Origin of the sequence: Paenibacillus alkaliterrae, assembly GCF_021532375.1 — a bacterium.
Lineage (GTDB): Bacteria > Bacillota > Bacilli > Paenibacillales > Paenibacillaceae > Pristimantibacillus > Pristimantibacillus alkaliterrae.
On the sequence record NZ_JAKGAP010000002.1, the window covers coordinates 1 to 18157 of the forward strand.

The window sequence follows — 18157 nt, forward strand, 5'->3', positions numbered from 1 at the left end:
TGCGAGAAAATGCGGCTCAAGATCGCACGGTTGCATGAGCGAATAAGCAACATCCGAACAGATTGCCTCCAAAAATGGTCTACCCAGCTGATTCGTGAAAACCAAACGATTATGCTGGAGGACCTAAGCGTAAAAAAACTTATGCATAATAACCCACTTTCCAAATCAATTGGTGAAGTGAGCTGGTCACGATTTTGCACGATGCTAACCTATAAGGCAGCGTGGTACGGACGGAGCATTGTAAGGGTGGGGAAAACATTCCCGTCGAGTCAGCTTTGCTCGGCATGTGGCGAACGCAACTCAGAGGTCAAGGATTTGACGATTCGAGAGTGGGTGTGTCCGGTTTGCGGCACGCGCCATGACCGCGACCACAACGCGGCCCAAAACATTTTGCATGAAGGATTACGCATTCAAGCCTTGGCGTAAGTGCCAAAGCTACAACCGCGGGAACCGCGGGTCTAGCCTGGTCAAACTACCTGCTGTTAGGCAGGCTTACCCAGGAATCCCCCACCTCAAAATGCATGGGCGTTTAGGTGGGGGTAGTTCAAAAGGACTGGATCAGCAGTGGTGAAGACATTGTACATTGGGTAGTTGAGAGAGACCCGAGTGATTTCGAAAAATTTTTGGAATTCCTCTATTCGGAAAACAGCGAGGAGAAACTAACCAATCCTAATTGGGTGCCTCACTCTACCTACTGGCTGTTGAATGAGGAGAATGTTCTTGCAGGCGCTGTAAACATTCGTCACCGCTTGAATCAGAAGCTGCTGAACTGCGGCGGCCATATTGGTTATGGTGTACGTCCCTCCCATAGACGCAAAGGGTATGCGAGCGCTATGTTATTCCAGGCGTTAAATATAACGAAAAAGATGGGCTTGGATATAGTGCTTTTGGTTTGCGATAAAGGCAACATAGGCTCGGAGAAAACTATTTTGAAGAATGGCGGAGTATTTGAATCAGAATTTACTGAGGATGATTGCAATATCGTCAAAAGATTTTGGATTGGATTGGGAGGAAACGTATAAGGTTTTTGATTTGGAGCCAGATATCGTACATATGAAAAAGTTGATTAAGGGAAGGGGATAAGGGACATGTGTATCAAAATCGTGACCGACAGACTGATCATCAGGGACTTCATTCAAGAAGACTGGCAAACCGTCCATACCTATGCTTCAAACCCTTTAGTGGCTCGGTACATGATTTGGGGGCCGAATACGGAAGATGACACAAAGAAATTTATTCAACGTACCATAGAAATGCAAGGACATAACCCTAGGAAAGATTTGGAACTAGCTGTTACTCTGAAGGATAGCGGACAGCTTATCGGGGGTTGTGGCATTCATGTAGAAGGCACCAATGGTGAAATAGGCTATTGTTTTCATCCTAATTATTGGAGGCAGGGGTATGCTTCAGAATCAGCGGCAGCATTACTCAAATTCGGATTTAATGAACTGGGACTGCATCGGATTTTTGCCACTTGCCGACCTGACAATATAGGCTCTTCAATGGTAATGGAGAAAATCGGAATGAAGCGGGAAGGGCATTTACGGGAGCACATGAAGGTTAAGGGTCAATGGAAAGACTCATTCTTATACTCGATTCTTGATCAGGAATTCAGGTCTTCACTGATTTAATGAAGATAGCTCAATATAGGAGTGTCTAACTTTCCTGCCTGAGTGTTGTGAAAATATTGCCGTGGACAAACAAAGACAGTTACAATTTCGATCCGCACCAAATCAGTTTCGCCAATGAAAGCGGCATGAGCGTTCTGGACTTTCAATTTGCCAATACCGTTCGTAAAATTTTCCGTGATCGAACGGCCGCCATGCGAGATCTCGATGTGATGTTGGCAGAAAGCAAAAAAGTTTCTCATAACCTCAACAATCTTGCGACGTTTATCGATAATTGTTTGGTATGTGACGAAAGTGGATTGACAAAAGACGAGATCGTCCATATAATTTAAATTAAGCGCTTACATTAAAAGTTGTTATAATACGATCGCGAAAAGGCCAACCGATCGGTCAAGTAATGGTTATAAAAAAATTAAAGGGCTATGCTTTTTTAATTGCCGGATATGGCTATTAAAAACAACCCCGTTATCCTGTAGTGGATAATTGGGTTGTTTTTGTTTGTAAAAAAAGGGGGCGAATAAATTTTACAGTTCGCAAGATGATCACAGAAATTGAGAGTGGAAATTTATAGAATTGATGAATTTATTGGGAGGTTGTACGAATGAGAAAAATAATGAGAATGTCTACTGCATGGATGTTGTCGCTCGTCATATCGTTGAATATCATCACTCCAGCACGAGCTGTTCCCGATACGGATTATTCGAATAAACAAAACTTTTCAACGGATGTTATCTATCAGGTTGTTACCGACCGCTTTGTTGACGGCAATAGCGCGAACAACCCGACGGGAGCCGCCTATGACAGCTCCTGCACCCAGCTTAAACTGTACTGCGGTGGAGACTGGCAAGGCATTATCAACAAAATTAACGATGGTTACCTGACGGGTATGGGAATCACGGCGCTTTGGATCTCCCAGCCGGTTGAGAATATTACAGCGATATTGAATTATTCCGGCGTTAACAACACTGCTTACCATGGTTACTGGGCGCGAGATTTCAAGAGAACGAACGCGGCTTTCGGAAGCTTTACCGATTTCCAGAACCTGATTGCTGCAGCGCACAGACATAACATTAAAGTCATTATCGACTTTGCGCCGAACCATACATCGCCTGCATCGCAAACGGACTCGACTTTCGGCGAAAACGGCAAGTTGCTCGATAACGGGACTCAACTGGCCGCATACAGCAATGATCCGAATGGCATTTTCCATCATAATGGCGGAACCGATTTTTCCACCATTGAGAATGGCATCTACAAAAACTTGTTCGACTTGGCTGACTTGAATCATAACAACAGCACGATCGACACGTACTTCAAGGATGCGATCAAGCTGTGGCTGGATCTTGGTATTGACGGTATTCGTTGGGACGCGGTAAAACATATGCCTTTCGGCTGGCAGAAAAATATCATGTCTACCGTTAATAACTACAAGTCTGTATTTTCGTTCGGAGAATGGTTCCTCAGCGAGAATGAAGTGGATCCTGCCAACCATTATTTTGCTAACGAAAGCGGCATGAGCCTTCTCGATTTCGAATTTGGGCAAAAGGTTCGCCAAGTATTCCGCAACGGTTCGGATAATATGCAGGGCCTTGACGCCATGATTTCCAGAACAGCTGCTGATTACAATGAAGTTAACGATCAAGTGACATTCATCGACAACCATGATATGGATCGCTTCCATCAAACAGGCGTAAGCGGCCGTAATCTGGAGCAAGCGGTGGCGTTCACATTAACGTCCCGCGGTGTGCCTGCCATCTATTATGGAACAGAGCAGTACATGACAGGTAACGGAGATCCGAACAACCGTGCGAAAATGTCTTCTTTCTCAACAACGACGACAGCATATAATCTGATTAAAACGCTTGCTCCGCTGCGCAAATCGAATCCTGCAATCGCTTACGGAACGACACAGCAAAGATGGATCAATAACAACGTGTATATCTATGAACGCAAATTTGGCAACAATGTCGCTTTAATCGCAATTAACAGAGATCAAACGAATTCCGCAAACATCAGCAACCTGTTTACGGCAATGCCATCCGGCACTTATACGGATGTTCTTGGCGGTTTGCTGAACGGCAACGGCATAACGGTTGGAACAGGCGGAGCCGTCAATACATTTACCCTTGGCGCAGGCGCAGTTGCCGTATGGCAATATACGACTGCAAGCAATACTCCGGCCATCGGTCATGTAGGACCAATGTCGGGTAAAGCAGGCAACACGGTAACGATAGATGGACGCGGTTTTGGCGCGACTAAAGGTACGGTTTACTTCGGAACTACTGCGGTCACTGGCGCTAACATCACATCTTGGGAAGATACACAAATTAAGGTAGTCATTCCGTCTATCTCTGCAGGTAAATACGGCGTTAAGGTCAGAACTGCCGGATCGGTTGACAGTAATGTATACAATAACTATGAGATATTGACCGGCGATCAAGTAACCGTTCGTTTTGTCGTAAACAATGCGTATACCACTATGGGTGAAAGCGTGAATCTGGTGGGCAGCGTCAGCGAAATTGGAAACTGGAATCCTGCTAAAGCCATCGGATCAATGTATAACCAAGTCGTATACCAATACCCATCCTGGTATTATGATGTCAGCGTACCTGCTGGCGCTGCGATTGAATTTAAGTTTATTAAGAAAAGCGGTTCTAACGTAACGTGGGAAGGAGGCTTAAACCACAAATTCACCGCGCCGACTACCGGTACGGCAACAGTGAATGTGAACTGGCAGCCATAATAAAAGCGCAATTCTTTACCGGCTATGCTGTCATGCGATTAATGCGATGCAGTGACAGACTGCGTTATCGTGAACGGAACAATGAATAAGTTAGGCAAAGATAGGGGCTTTTTCAAAGGGTTATAAACCTTAAGGAATAGCCCCTGACGGCATTTATTTATACACGATGCTCTCGAGAGCTGGGGTCTTTTTCATTTATCCAGTCACTCCCTAGCAGAGTGCCTTTTTATTATAGGATGAGTAACGGTTTCTCCTACTTAACTCAGGAAGAAACCGTTTTTTTATGCGTTGTTGACAGCTGCTTTAACGGGGGAGCGGGATGACAGCCGTTCAATAAATTGCGTATCCACGGTAATTTTTGTTTTTACAAGTTTGCCAGACTCGAGAGATTGAATCATTAAATCTACGGCTAAGTGTGCCATACGCTCTTTCTCGACATGAACGGTCGTCAGTTCTGGAGAAACGATTACCGCCTCGGATATATTATCAAACCCGACAACGGATACGTCCTCTGGAACCCGGTAACCAAGCTCGCTTAATGTTTTAACGGCGCTGATGGCGATATAGTCACACTCGCAGAACAAAGCCGTCGGCAGGGGGTTTCCTGCATCCAGATAGGCGGCTAGCTGATTTTTTAATGCTTCTTGAGATGAAAGAATGGTCGGCGCAACCGAAAACACACATGCTTCGTTAACTTCAAGGTTACTTTCGCGCAATGCTGTAGTAAATCCGCGTTTTCTTTCATCGAAATTGTGAATTCTTACTTGCGAGGCAATATAACCGATATTTCGGTGACCGAGTGCACATAAATGTGAACCCGCCTGATAGGCTCCCATCACATTATTTATTTCAACAAAATCGACCGGAAGTGTTTCAAAACAAGTGTCGAGTACGACAAGCGGTGTTGTAAGCTGGACTGCGACAGCTGCGATTTGTAATTGATTCAGGTTTGTTCCGAGCAGAATGACGCCGTCGCTTCGCTTTTCCTCCGCTAAGGCTTTGATGCTTTCCATGAAATTGTCCATCTCGATCGAAGTGAATATGAGCGAGTAACCGTTGGCGCGGCATCTTTCCTCGATGTAATGAATCAGTTCTCGAAAAAAAGGTTGTTGATAATATTGTTCCAAAACGATTCCGGAGTTGGCGAATGCAAGAAAGGTAAGAGATTTCATCGCCTGCTCTGTAACCGTTGCCCTGGACTTTGGCGTGTAGCCGTTTTCTTTAGCAATCTGTAATATTCGTTCGCGAGTTTCGGGACTGATTCCTTGCTTCCCGCTGAAAGCAAACGAAACGGCAGATTTTGAAACCCCCGCAATTTTAGCGATATCCTCCATTTTCACGTGTAAAAGTCCCTCCTCCTGTACAATGTTAGTTTAGTAAGTTTAGTTTACATTGTTAAGAGTGTAGAAGCAAGCGCGAACTGCAATATTACTAAAAATTTAGTTACAAAAACTGAATTTAAGTACTAATTTATATAAATTCATTGACTGCATGCCGTTATAATGTTAAATTTATGTTCAAAGGAACTTTCTAATACGTTAAAAGTTTAGTTTGTTTAGTTCGTTGAAATTTGTTTAGTTAAGTTTTTTAAGTGACCGATAGAGGAGAGGGATTCTGATGAAAAAATTTAAATTAGGATATGCGCCAACGCGCCGTTTTGTATTTAGCGCCGAGGATGCCTTCAAGTACAAAGTGTTGATTAAAGAGAAGGTAGAAAGCTTTGGCATGGATATCGATATCGTTGATCTTGAAGGTATCAACAGTGAAGGTCTGCTTTACGACGACAATATAAATGCTGATTTGATTGCAGATCGTTTTAGACAGGAAAACGTGGATGCGGTCTTCTTTCCTCACTGCAACTTCGGGACGGAGGATACCGTTGCCCGCGTAGGCAAGGCGCTTGGGAAACCAGTCCTCTTATGGGGACCGCGTGATGAATCTCCGCTCGAAGACGGTATGCGGCTGCGCGATACCCAATGCGGATTGTTCGCAACGGGCAAAGTGCTTCGCCGATTTAACGTACCGTTCACATATGTTACGAACAGCCGGGTGGACGATCCCGTATTCGAACGGGGATTTACCAACTTCATTGCGGCGGCGAATGTGGTTAAACAGTTCCGCAGTCTGCGAATTCTGCAGATCGGTCCCCGTCCGTCATCCTTCTGGACCATGATGTGCAACGAAGGCGAGCTGCTGGAACGATTCGGGATCGAAATTCACCCGATTACGCTAGTTGATATCCAGAGAGCTTCGAAACGAATCGAGAATGGGAACAGCTCCGAGCTCGCACTGGCAATCGATTATATTAAAGCAAAGCTGGACTGGTCGGAGGTAACGGAGGCAGATGTTAAACGCATCGCCGCTCTGAAAGTAGCGATGAAGCAGTACGCAATTCAAACAGGCAGCTCTGCAATCGCGATTCAATGCTGGTCATCCCTGCAGGATGCAATGGGAATTATGCCATGCCTGGCGAACGCGATCTTAACCGATGAACAAATCCCGGTCACCTGTGAAACGGATATTCATGGAGCCATCACCTCTGTCATGGTGCAAGCGGCGACGATGAATCAGCATCCTACCTTTTTTGCCGATCTCACTGTCCGGCATCCTGAAAATCCGAACGGCGAGCTGCTGTTCCACTGCGGCAACTTCCCTGTATCGCTTTCGGTGGAAAACAACCCAAAGCTGCGCAAGCACTTCCTGTTTGACGATCACGCTCCAGGTACTCATGAAGGCGAAATCAAAGGCGGCGATATGACGCTGGCACGCTTTGACGGCGATCATGGTGAATATCAGTTGTTCCTCGGCAAAGCCCGCGGCATTGAAGGGCCTTATACCCGCGGTTCTTATGTGTGGGTTGAGGTGAACGATTGGCCGCTGTGGGAAGAAAAATTGGTAAAAGGGCCTTACGTTCATCACTCCGTAGGTATCCATGCCAATGCTATACCCGCTTTGTATGAAGCATGCCATTATATTCCGGGTCTTACACCGGATCCCGTTGATCCGACTGAACGAGAAATACAAGCTTGGCTGCGCGGCGCAGGCCTATAAACAAGGAGGAGTTTAGCAATGGAAACGGCGGCATTGAAAGCGAAAGCGGCACAAATCCGAATGGATCTTCTTCGCATGATCCACGGCGCGAAGACGGGTCATACCGGCGGTTCGCTAAGCAACGCAGACATTCTGACCGCATTGTATTACCGGGTCATGAACATCGATCCGCAAAACCCGAAATGGGAAAAGCGCGACCGGTTTATTGCCAGCAAAGGACATTCCGTAGAATCGTTATGGTGCATACTCGCTGATCTCGGGTTTTTCCCGAAAGAGGAGCTAACGACGTTCAGCCAGTTCGGAACAAGGCTTATCGGTCATCCCAACAACAAAGTAGCAGGCATTGAGATGAATACGGGGGCCCTTGGCCACGGTCTGGCGATTTCTGTAGGCATGGCCTTGGCGTCCAAGCGGGACGCAAGCGGCTACCGGGTTTTCTGCCTGATGGGCGACGGCGAACAAGCTGAAGGGTCGGTATGGGAAGCTGCGATGGCCGGCGCACATTATAAGCTGGACAATTTGGTCGGCATTATCGATCGCAACCGACTGCAAATAAGCGGTTCAACCGAAGACGTAATGGGTCTTGATCCGCTGGAGGATAAGTGGGCTTCGTTCGGCTGGAACGTTGTCTCTATAGACGGAAACGATATGGAATCATTAGTTGAAGCGTTAGATGCCGTACCGTCCATTGCGAATAAACCGACGCTAATTATGGCGAATACGGTCAAAGGCAAAGGCGTCTCTTTTGCAGAAAACGTTCCGCACTGGCATCATCATGTTCCGAGTGACGAACAGCTGGAGATGGCTTTAAGCGAGCTTACGGCTTTGATGGAAAGCCATATTCAGGAAGGGCAGGTGCGATAATTCATGGCTAACAAAATACCAAACCGGCAAGTGATTTGCGATACGCTTCTGGATCTGGCAAAGGGCGACCGCGATATCATGGTGCTCGCCAGCGATTCGCGCGGTTCGGCTGCTATGGCTCCTTTCGCCGATACGTATCCGGAGCAATTCGTTGAGGTGGGCATTGCCGAGCAGAACATTGTCGGCATTTCTGCCGGTCTGGCGCACAGCGGCAAGAAGCCGTTCGTTACTTCGCCTGCCTGCTTCCTAAGCATGCGCAGTATTGAACAGATCAAGGTAGATGTTGCCTATTCCGCAACGAACGTCAAATTGATCGGAATCAGCGGAGGAGTAAGCTATGGCGCACTCGGCATGTCGCATCATTCCGTTCAGGATTTGGCGGTTATGCGGGCTATCCCGGGTCTAGCCGTCGTTCTGCCCGCCGACCGGCATGAAACGAAAAAAATGACCGAAGCGCTTGTGAAGCATGAGGGAGGCGCATATATTCGAATCGGGCGAAACCCCGTAGAGGATGTATATGACTCCGATGATTACGAATTCATTATCGGCAAAGCGGTCACGATGCGCGAAGGATCGGATATCTCGATCATCGCCGCAGGTGAAACGGTGAGGGTCGCGCTTGACGCTGAAGCTGAATTGAAAGAGGCGGGCGTGTCCTGCAGGGTGATCAACATGCATACGATCAAACCTCTTGACAAAGAAGCGATCGTTAAAGCCGCACGCGAAACCGGACGAATCATTACGGTTGAAGAGCACAGCATTCACGGCGGGCTCGGTGCGGCGGTGGCGGAAGTGGTCGTACAGGAGCATCCGGTACCTGTAAAAATTGTCGGCATTCCCGATGAACCGGCTATTGCAGGCAAGACGTCGGAAGTTTTTAATCATTACGGAATCAGCGCTGATAACATCAAGAAGATTGCCCTGGAGATGCTGGGCAGATAAGGACGGCAGACGATGGACAACTATATTTTGGCAATCGATCAAAGCACCTCGGCTACAAAGGCGCTTATTGTTGACCGGAAAGGAATCGTGATCGCTAGAAGCTCGGCGGAGCATAAGCAATGGTATCCAGCTCCCGGCTGGGTCGAGCATGATCCGCTCGAAATTTATAGAAATGTGAAGAAGACCGCGCTTGCCGTTTTGAAGCAAACCGGCATCACCTCCGATCAAATTGCTATCCTTACGATAACGAACCAACGTGAAACGGCCGTCCTGTGGGATCGGCTAAACGGAGAGCCTGTTTATAACGCGATTGTCTGGCAATGCCAACGAACGGCTGAACGTTGCGCGGAGTATATATTTGAAGGGCAAGAAGCGTCTGTCATCGCGAAGACAGGACTCATGCTCGACCCGTATTTTTCCGCTGCCAAATGGGGGTGGATGCTGCACAATGTCGAGGGCGTGCGCGCCAAGCTTGCTGAAGGCAGGCTTCTAGCCGGAACGATCGACAGCTGGCTCATCTGGAAGCTGACGGGCGGCAAGGTACACGCCACCGATTACACGAATGCCAGCAGGACTTCTTTGTTTAATATCCACACTTTAGAGTGGGATGAGGAGATGTGCGCTTTATTCGGCGTCCCGTCCATGCTTCTTCCGGAAGTAAAATATTCCGACGAGGTGTTCGGCTATACAGAAGCCGCAGACTGGCTGAGGGTATCTGTTCCGATCTCAGGCGTTATCGGCGATTCCCAGGCAGCCTTGTTTGGCAACCTGTGCTTGGAAGAGGGGATGGCGAAGGCGACCTACGGCACCGGCACATCCGTTCTGATGAACGTCGGACAAAAGCCGGCCCCTTTAGGTAACGGACTCGTCCAGACCATTGCTTGGGGAAAAGGAAAAGCTGTCACCTATGCGCTCGAAGCGGTCATCCGCACGTCCGGCGACAGCTTAAAATGGATTCGGGACAATTTGGGCTTATTTGAAACCTTTGAGGATATGGATCGTCTGCTGGAGAGCGCACCGGACAATCAGGGCGTCTATCTCGTTCCGGCCTTCGTTGGCCTTGGGGCGCCGTATTGGCAGCCTGACGCAAGGGCGGCAATTACGGGGATGAACCGCGGAACGGGCAAAGCGCATATTATCCGTGCTGCTGTGGAAAGCATCGCCTACCAGGTTCATGACGCGGTAGAGCTGCTGCAGTCCGTCTCGGGCGTTACCCTTGAAGAGCTGCGTGCGGACGGAGGGGCTGCGGATAATGCTTTACTCATGCAGTTCCAATCGGATATATTGAGAAAAAAAGTAGTGAGGGCCGGCGTCGTGGAGCTTTCCGCCATGGGCTCGGTTTATTTGGGCGGTCTGGCGGTTGGCATCTGGGGCTCGACCCGGGAGCTCGAAGCAATCGTTCGGTGCTCCCGCACATATGTCCCGCAAATGGACGAGGCTGAAAGAGACAATTCGTTGGCCGGATGGCACAAAGCGGTGTCCGCTTTGCTGTGCGAGGCCGGCGAGATTCCATCTTCAACGAAATGAATAGATCGAATGAGGATTCTGTGGCAGCTGCCGTAGAATCCTTTTTTTCGTTTTGTTATAGGATTGAAAAATCGATGTGATTGTATTTAGTATTTAAACGTTATGGCCGGTCCGGTCCGCACGTGGAAATTTTATAACGATCCCGCTCACGAGTGGCTGCTAAAGAAAACGAAAGTTTAAATGCGACGGCATTAATGCGATAATGTTTGCCAATCTGACCTCTCTCTGAGCATAATAGAGTATAGAACGAATCGTGTGAGCGAGGAATGTGAATGAAAGCGACGATTTATGATGTAGCTAGAGAAGCGGGGATACAGGATAGTCAATCCATGCGGGATTAAGGAGATATACATGATGAATTTATCGCTTAGCAATGATTGGTCGCGCCAGCTTGAAGCTGAGCTCTCAACGACGTACATGAGGGAGCTAGCGAGCTTTTTACAGCGAAAATATGCGGAGAAGACCGTTTATCCAAGACGGGACGAGATATTTAATGCGCTTCATTATACACCATATGAACAAACGAAGGTTGTCATTTTGGGCCAAGATCCTTATCATGGACCCGGGCAAGCGCATGGTCTTAGCTTCTCCGTGAAGAAGGGAATTAAAGTGCCGCCATCTCTGAAAAACATTTATAAGGAGCTGGAAGAGGATATAGGTTGCCGGATTCCCGATCATGGCTGCTTGGAGTCATGGGCGAAACAGGGCGTTTTGCTGCTCAACACGGTTCTTACCGTCGAGGAGGGAAATGCGAATTCGCATCAAGGCTTGGGGTGGGAACGGTTTACCGATTCAATCATCGAGGCATTGAATAACCGGGGGCAGCCGGTCGTATTTATTCTCTGGGGGAAGCATGCGCAAACAAAAGCTACTAACATTAATGCGGACAAGCATCATGTCATCATTTCGCCGCATCCCAGCCCGTTTGCTGCCCGTAAGGGATTCTTTGGGAGCAAACCATTCTCGCGGACGAATGCCTTCCTGGAGAGCATAGGGAGCGATCCTATTGATTGGAGCATTCCGATGTCGGCCGAATGACCGGGAACGCAGAAAAAAAGGCTTCTCTGCAGCCTGATCGTAAAGATCAGGTCCGCGGAGGAGCCTTCTTGTATTATTCGGCAATGATGCCTGTGCCGACGGATGAATCGCTCGACGATGAAGAAGCGGGCAGCTGCGGCTCGAATGCGGCATCCACATAGGTGGACACTTGAACGTCCGTAATTACCTGCGGGTACATTTTATCGGGATCGGGCATAACGGTCTCTACATGAATAATCGCTTGATCGCCTTCAAATACGATCGACGCGATACGAAGCCCATAACCAGGATGAGGCATTTGGGCGCTAACGGTTACTTTGTTCACTTCAGCGTTAACAGGAGCGACGTTTAATTTAAGCTTATAGGTCGGTTGCTCGGGAAGCGGTGGAATCGGCGTCGTCTCCTTCACGAAGGTAATGGAATCGTATAACCAGCCCGCAGCGACGCTGCGCGTAATCGGCTGCTTCGGATAAAAGTTGTTCGAGCTGTCCAGCGTTGCGATTTTGCTTATGAGAAGCTTCTGGATACTGTCACTATATGCGCTATTTACGTCAGCTTGATCCTTAAATTCGATAAAAATCTTGATAAACGCAAAATCGCCCTTCGTTAGAATAGCCTTAAACAAATGATGGGCGAACTGTTCGCGTGTCATTATGTTATTAGCTTTGATCGTATGCGGAATTTCAAGGTCGTACACGCCAGCGATTACGAAGGCCTGGGAATACCAGGCATCATCCTTAAGATTAGGAAATGAATCGCTCGCTTTCGGTTCTTTAATAAAGCGCATATGGTCAATATTAAGGTCCAGACCTTTCACAATCATAGATACGCCTTCCGCGTAGGTCAGCTTGCCCTTTGGGTTAAACTTATCATGTTTAGGGTTTCCCTGTATTATTCCTTGCTTCTTTAGCTCGGCAATCTTTTGTTCGTTCGCATCGTTTTTAACGTCGTTAAATGCAAAGACGGATTGTCCTAGCGTGAAAAGCATCATCGCAACCAGTGTCATTATTAGTATGGATCTTTTCTTCATAAACTCACCTCTCTTTTAATTTGCTGCAGCACTTACTTGACGCATGCTGAAGACAAATTGTTGCAATTTGGATGAATTTATTATGGCCCAACTAACAGGTAAGGAAAACGAAGAACTAAAACTTCATCAAAAAAATAAAAAAATGAGAATCTAATGTTGACGACGACTTCAATTGCTGATATATTATTAATTGTCGCTAACATGATCTGGTAGCTCAGCTGGGAGAGCACTATCTTGACAGGGTAGGGGTCACAGGTTCGAACCCTGTTCAGATCATACAGAAAAACCCTTGCACAGCAAGGGTTTTTCGCTTGTCTGGGGAATTTTACAGGCTTGATAAATAGCCCAACTAGCCTTCGTGGTCAAGAATTGGTCAAGAATGTATTTTTGGTCAAGCTACAGTTAAAAAATAAGCATAAAAATAGACCGTATCAATGTTCAATGTTGATGCGGTCTTTTCCTATTCAACTTATTCGTTGTCACCAAAAAGCATATTGCCAAAATTCTTTGCGGTTTCCTTTTGCGTACTAGGTCGGCATTAACCATTCGCATGGCGATGAATCGACATTTTATTAAACGTGTTTATCTGAACAACCGCCATCCGTTAACAGATTTTTATTGCTTGATTTTCCACTCATCACCTGAATAAAACATCCATTCCTTTTCTATTTCACGATAATATAATGCTAATATCTTAAACAAAAGGAGTGGTTATCAATGCCATTACGTCAAATTTCAATCTTTAATAAAAGAACGAAGAAAAAGGTAAAGAAAGGTCTCCCCGCCATAAAACAATTGAATGACTTGGCATCAGCTATCAATAATTTATATGATCGTCTCGATACGGACAGCGATTTTGCAAGGGATTGGAGAAATGCCTGCTCTCGATGCAATCGGAGATTTTTGCGCACTTCATTCGGTGAATCGACATTTGACCAGTATCACGGCTTTATTCGTTGTGTTACCCGTTCATTCAGACATCCTGATACCGGACATATAAGAAGATACCGTTGCTGTATTCTGTATTTCTGGGTGGATGATTTCATCGTAAGCTTCAATTTCTGTTATCCGAGAAGACGCCATATTCAATAAAAGTTTTCCTGAAGTTAAACACTCTTCCCATTGCTTTCGTACGGACCTAAATCTTTATAGGACACGCTTTGTAACCTCTGTTCAATATCACTTTGAAGTAGGGCGTCATCCACAAACACAACGTATACACCACTATGTAAAATGTACTCATTCCAACTTCTAAGACCCGTCATCCAGCGATGACGGGTTTTGGTTTGGCGGAAAAACCGCTCCTCTAAACTATCTAAACTATTTAAAAATGAAATCGCTTTCAAAGGAAGGGGCGATTCATGAATCATCTACGTACTATCGGATTGGCCGGAGTTAATTTTGGCGATCATCAGCGGTTTACGCTCAAATGGGCGATCGGCTCAACGCTAGTTATGCTGGTAACGGCTTTGATTATAGGAGTTGTGAACATTTAGAGAACAATTAGAATGTCATTTATGAACAATATGAACAAAATAGAACATCATATAAATTATATATTGTGGATTAAATAGCAATATGTTATACATTAATAAAGGAAAAAATTATCTTTTATTTTGAAAGGAGAACACAATGACTGCAGGACTAGGAATTAGTGGTATGGGGAGAATTGGTAGATTGCTGGTTAGAAAGATTTTATCTGGCGGTACGGGTCAAATCGAATTGAAAGCGATTAATTCCGTCTATCCTGCTGAAACGGTAGCTCATTTGCTAAAGTATGATACGGTGCATGGAACATGGGATGCTGCTATCACTGTAAAGGATGGAATGCTCGTTATTAATGGTCATCCTGTGCAGGTAACTTATCAACGTGAACCTGAAAACATTGGATGGAGTCAGATGGACGTAGACGTTGTGATTGATGCTACGGGCCAGTTTAATCATCGGCAAGGTGCACAGAAACATTTGAAAACCGGGGCATCCACCGTAATCGTCACAGCGCCTGGAACGCAAATGGATCTTACTGTGGTCATGGGAGTCAATGACCATTTGCTTGATTTGTCGCAGCATTCTATCCTTTCAGCGGCTTCCTGTACAACAAACTGCGTTGCACCTTTGCTAAGTATTTTGGATGATTCTTTTCAAGTTAAGAATGGTTGGATGACAACCGTTCACTCCTTTACTTCAGACCAAAATCATTTGGATAATCCGCATAAAGATTTGCGGAGAGCCCGCGCTTGCACGCAATCCATTATTCCGACTACAACAGGCGTAGGGAAGGCGCTTGCGGATGTCCTTCCTCATCTTGCTTCCATTATTGAAGGCATTTCTATCCGTGTACCGGTCCAAGACGTTTCATTAGTTGATCTCACCGTTCAAGTTAAACGTGAAGTTTCTTTGGAAGAGGTTAAATCGGCATTTATAACGGCAGCAAACGGGTCATTATCCCATTATGTCGGATTTACAAAAGAACCTTTAGTATCTTCGGATTTTATAGGGTGCGATAAATCAGCTGTTGTTGATTCCCTTTCTATCATGGTCATGGGAAATCAAATCAAAGTACTTGCTTGGTATGATAACGAATGGGCATACGCTAGCAGAGTTATTGAGCTGGCTCAAACCGTAAGCGAAAGGATGGGGCAAAAATGGCAAACTTCGTTGGCTCTGTAGAATGGGTTCGATCATGTGTAAACAAGGTTCATTATAATCTAGCTGTCCCGAATTTGGTTGAAGCGGCTTTGATGCGCAAGGAAGGAACAATTACTTCAACAGGAGCGTTTCAAGTGACTACGGGGAAATTTACAGGACGTTCACCAAAAGATAAGTTTGTTGTTAAAGAATCCCTTGTTGATCATCATATCGCCTGGGGGAAGGTGAACCAGCCCATATCTCCAGCTCAATTTGAAAAAATTTATGATAAAGTGTTGAATTACATGCATGATCGTGAATTGTATGTATTTGACGGATATGCAGGAGCAGACGGAAATTACCGTCTTCCTATCCGAATAATTAACGAATATGCTTGGCATAATCTGTTCGTTCACCAATTATTTATTCGTCCGACGCAAGAAGAACTTGTTTCTCATCTTCCGGAGTTTACCGTTATTACGGTACCAGGTTTAAAGGCGGATCCGATCGAGGACGGGACGAATTCTGAAACGTTTGTTGTTGTCTCTTTCGAAAGAAAACTAATCTTGATCGGTGGCACAGAATACGCCGGAGAGATGAAAAAATCGATATTTACTGTACTTAATTTCCTCTTGCCGTTTAAAAACGTTTTTCCGATGCACTGCTCAGCGAATGTTGGGGATAAAGGTGATGTAGCGCTCTTTTTTGGTCTTTCGGGCACTGGAAAAACCACACTCTCAGCCGATAATAACCGGCAATTGATAGGGGACGATGAACATGGATGGTCGGATCAGGGAGTTTTTAATTTTGAAGGCGGCTGCTATGCAAAATGTATAGACCTTTCCGTAGACAAGGAACCACAAATTTGGAATGCTATTCAATTCGGAGCTGTCCTGGAGAATGTTGTTCTTGATCCTATAACCCATCTTGCTGATTATAATAATAAGTCTCTGACTGAAAATACGCGTGCAGCGTATCCGGTCAGTAATATACCGAATGCGGTCATTCCTGGTGTGGCTGGACATCCGCAAGTCGTGATTTTTTTAACAGCAGATGCTTTCGGCGTGCTGCCTCCCATATCTAAATTGACAAAAGAACAAGCCATGTATCACTTCTTGTCGGGGTATACGTCGAAATTGGCGGGAACGGAACGCGGGGTGATAGAACCCGAGGCGACATTCTCCGCATGTTTCGGAGCGCCGTTTCTTCCGCTTCAACCAACGTTTTACGCACGGATGTTAGGTGAAAAGATTGAGGAACATGAAGTGAAGGTCTATCTAGTGAATACGGGTTGGACCGGCGGTCCGTTCGGGGTAGGAAAGCGAATGAATTTATCCTATACTCGGGCTATGGTAACGGCTGCCTTGAACGGAACGATAGAGCAGGCAAATTTTTCGGCCGATCCGATTTTTGGGCTCCAAATCCCTGATTTTGTGAAGGATGTGCCAAGCGAAGTTCTATACCCTCGAAATACATGGCAGGATAAAGAGGTATATGAAGAAGCGGCACGGGAACTTTCGGGACGTTTCATACGGAACTTTGAACAATTTACAGATGTGAACGAAGACATCCTGAATGCTGGACCGCAAATTCCGTTTGTTTAGAATCATTTGTTACTTGGACATAATTGATCGCCTCAATGATATATGGTATGATTGTGAGTTTGGGTAGGTTTTTTATAGACAGGAGCTGGGAAAATGATGTATAACAATGAGATCCATAACCATTTTGCAGTAGAAGTTATGAAATTAATTGGAAAGCAGGGTCTGATCCACTTGCAGAATGATACGGACTATAAATTAGTCGTTCAACGTTTTACAGGATTTGAAGCTGCGGAGTTTTATGATGATGAAAAAGATCCGATGATATTCAAAATTTCATTTATCAATGAATCCGGCAGGGAAGACGCCATTGAAATTTGGGACAGCGCGATTGAGAAGCTTGACTTTACGCAGCCGGAAGTGGAAGAAGAGTGGGTAACGGATGGACTCCGGTTTATGTTTGCTGCTCTGAAGGATGATAGCAACGCTATCGAATTTTATGGATTCTAAATGCAAGGCATCGTCTAACAAATCCGATTAGTTTGAAACAATCATAGTCAACAAACGAACCCCAAGAGCTGTTGATCTTGGGGTTCGCGTGTTACATGCGGATATCGATGTTTTGGCCCACGTCCCTAGCTACATTATCGCAAGCTACGATTCGTGAGGAATGTCGCATTTATTTCGGATAAAATGAATTTGGTTTCGAACCCGATTTAACTGCTGCTGCTTCTGCTCGTCGGATTGGCCTGCTTGTGCGGTCTGCTCCAGTTGTTCTAATTCCTGCAATAGGCTTGGTAAATCGGTTGATGCATTGGCGCAGTTATAGTCGATTTCTAGACTTTCGAGCATGTTTGTTCCTCCAATTCCATTGGGTTAGGCCTCAGAATGGTAATTCAATGACCGTTTTATAGTATGATCTGTACGGTTATGGATATACATCTTGAAAACAGATACTAATCAAAAGGGCGGCTGCATACCTATATAGAAAGCGCTCAGGAGGCGGTTTCTGATGGCTGCACAATATGCCTTTTTGGCCATTTGGCTATTAGGAATGTTTGGGATCATTGGGGTTGTTATCGGTGCTGTTGCGAGATTAGTGAGGTATGATACGCTGTCGTATGATGAGCAATTCGTATGGGGGAGGCAGCTCCCCCGCTGATTT

General features: G+C 46.0%; 18 protein-coding genes, 1 tRNA gene and 1 pseudogene. 17 read left to right on the forward strand and 3 right to left on the reverse strand.

Translation table 11 applies throughout. The features are described from left to right. From L1N85_RS00070 to L1N85_RS00090, 5 genes are all read left to right on the forward strand, one after another. Positions 1-426 (forward strand): RNA-guided endonuclease TnpB family protein (locus L1N85_RS00070; RefSeq protein ID WP_235233326.1); only part of this gene is annotated, 426 nt, incomplete at its 5' end. Between the two features lie 107 nt (positions 427-533). After that, positions 534-1022: a GNAT family N-acetyltransferase gene (locus L1N85_RS00075; RefSeq protein ID WP_235233328.1), complete on the forward strand. Its 489-nt coding sequence runs from the start codon at positions 534-536 to the stop codon at positions 1020-1022. 66 nt (positions 1023-1088) lie between these two features. Continuing rightward, complete coding sequence (locus L1N85_RS00080; RefSeq protein ID WP_268818082.1) at positions 1089-1631, forward strand: GNAT family N-acetyltransferase; 543 nt, start codon at positions 1089-1091, stop codon at positions 1629-1631. 56 nt (positions 1632-1687) lie between these two features. Continuing rightward, complete coding sequence (locus L1N85_RS00085; RefSeq protein ID WP_235233330.1) at positions 1688-1960, forward strand: hypothetical protein; 273 nt, start codon at positions 1688-1690, stop codon at positions 1958-1960. A gap of 269 nt (positions 1961-2229) precedes the next feature. Then, positions 2230-4371: an alpha-amylase family glycosyl hydrolase gene (locus L1N85_RS00090; protein ID WP_235233333.1), complete on the forward strand. Its 2142-nt coding sequence runs from the start codon at positions 2230-2232 to the stop codon at positions 4369-4371. A gap of 281 nt (positions 4372-4652) precedes the next feature. Here the strand turns inward: L1N85_RS00090 and L1N85_RS00095 are convergent, their stop codons facing one another. Further along, positions 4653-5711: a LacI family DNA-binding transcriptional regulator gene (locus L1N85_RS00095; RefSeq protein WP_235233337.1), complete on the reverse strand. Its 1059-nt coding sequence runs from the start codon at positions 5709-5711 to the stop codon at positions 4653-4655. A gap of 277 nt (positions 5712-5988) precedes the next feature. Between L1N85_RS00095 and L1N85_RS00100 the strand changes: the two genes are divergently transcribed. The 6 genes and pseudogenes from L1N85_RS00100 (at position 5989) to L1N85_RS00125 (ending at position 11793) form a co-directional block, all read left to right on the forward strand. After that, the gene (locus L1N85_RS00100) at positions 5989-7422 is read left to right on the forward strand and encodes an L-fucose/L-arabinose isomerase family protein (RefSeq protein ID WP_235233340.1); all 1434 of its coding nucleotides are present in this window, start codon (positions 5989-5991) and stop codon (positions 7420-7422) included. Between the two features lie 18 nt (positions 7423-7440). Beyond that, positions 7441-8286 carry a transketolase gene (locus L1N85_RS00105; protein ID WP_235233344.1) on the forward strand — a complete coding sequence of 282 codons (846 nt, stop codon included), beginning with the start codon at positions 7441-7443 and terminating at the stop codon, positions 8284-8286. 3 nt (positions 8287-8289) lie between these two features. Next, a complete protein-coding gene (locus tag L1N85_RS00110) occupies positions 8290-9228 on the forward strand; it encodes a transketolase family protein (protein ID WP_235233346.1) in 939 nt (312 codons plus the stop codon). Positions 9229-9240: 12 nt separating this feature from the next. Further along, entirely contained in the window at positions 9241-10755 is a 1515-nt protein-coding gene (gene glpK, locus L1N85_RS00115) for a glycerol kinase GlpK (protein ID WP_235233349.1), read from the forward strand. Between the two features lie 90 nt (positions 10756-10845). Next, positions 10846-10935: pseudogene (locus tag L1N85_RS00120) on the forward strand (5-deoxy-glucuronate isomerase); the annotation flags it as partial. 174 nt (positions 10936-11109) lie between these two features. Further along, complete coding sequence (locus L1N85_RS00125; protein ID WP_235234305.1) at positions 11110-11793, forward strand: uracil-DNA glycosylase; 684 nt, start codon at positions 11110-11112, stop codon at positions 11791-11793. A gap of 73 nt (positions 11794-11866) precedes the next feature. Here the strand turns inward: L1N85_RS00125 and L1N85_RS00130 are convergent, their stop codons facing one another. Next, positions 11867-12823 carry an S-layer homology domain-containing protein gene (locus L1N85_RS00130; protein ID WP_235233353.1) on the reverse strand — a complete coding sequence of 319 codons (957 nt, stop codon included), beginning with the start codon at positions 12821-12823 and terminating at the stop codon, positions 11867-11869. 203 nt (positions 12824-13026) lie between these two features. Here L1N85_RS00130 and L1N85_RS00135 point away from each other — a divergent pair. From L1N85_RS00135 to L1N85_RS00150, 5 genes are all read left to right on the forward strand, one after another. Then, positions 13027-13099: transfer RNA gene (locus tag L1N85_RS00135), tRNA-Val, on the forward strand. A 1085-nt stretch (positions 13100-14184) separates the two neighbouring features. Then, positions 14185-14319 (forward strand): hypothetical protein, encoded by a 135-nt coding sequence (locus L1N85_RS27025; protein ID WP_268818085.1) that lies wholly within the window; start codon positions 14185-14187, stop codon positions 14317-14319. Positions 14320-14455: 136 nt separating this feature from the next. Then, positions 14456-15493 carry a type I glyceraldehyde-3-phosphate dehydrogenase gene (gene gap / locus L1N85_RS00140; RefSeq protein WP_235233356.1) on the forward strand — a complete coding sequence of 346 codons (1038 nt, stop codon included), beginning with the start codon at positions 14456-14458 and terminating at the stop codon, positions 15491-15493. Beyond that, positions 15469-17055, forward strand: coding sequence for a phosphoenolpyruvate carboxykinase (ATP) (pckA, locus tag L1N85_RS00145; RefSeq protein ID WP_235233359.1), 1587 nt, complete (start codon positions 15469-15471; stop codon positions 17053-17055). The genes gap and pckA overlap by 25 nt, the downstream gene beginning before the upstream one ends. Positions 17056-17148: 93 nt before the next feature. Then, on the forward strand, positions 17149-17502 hold the full coding sequence (locus L1N85_RS00150) for a hypothetical protein (protein ID WP_235233361.1): 354 nt from the start codon (positions 17149-17151) through the stop codon (positions 17500-17502). Positions 17503-17646: 144 nt separating this feature from the next. Here L1N85_RS00150 and L1N85_RS00155 read toward each other — a convergent pair whose 3' ends face one another. Then, a complete protein-coding gene (locus tag L1N85_RS00155) occupies positions 17647-17844 on the reverse strand; it encodes a DUF2524 domain-containing protein (protein ID WP_235233363.1) in 198 nt (65 codons plus the stop codon). A gap of 160 nt (positions 17845-18004) precedes the next feature. Here L1N85_RS00155 and L1N85_RS00160 point away from each other — a divergent pair, with 160 nt between their 5' ends. Next, entirely contained in the window at positions 18005-18154 is a 150-nt protein-coding gene (locus L1N85_RS00160) for a hypothetical protein (protein WP_235233364.1), read from the forward strand. Positions 18155-18157: the final 3 nt, after the last annotated feature.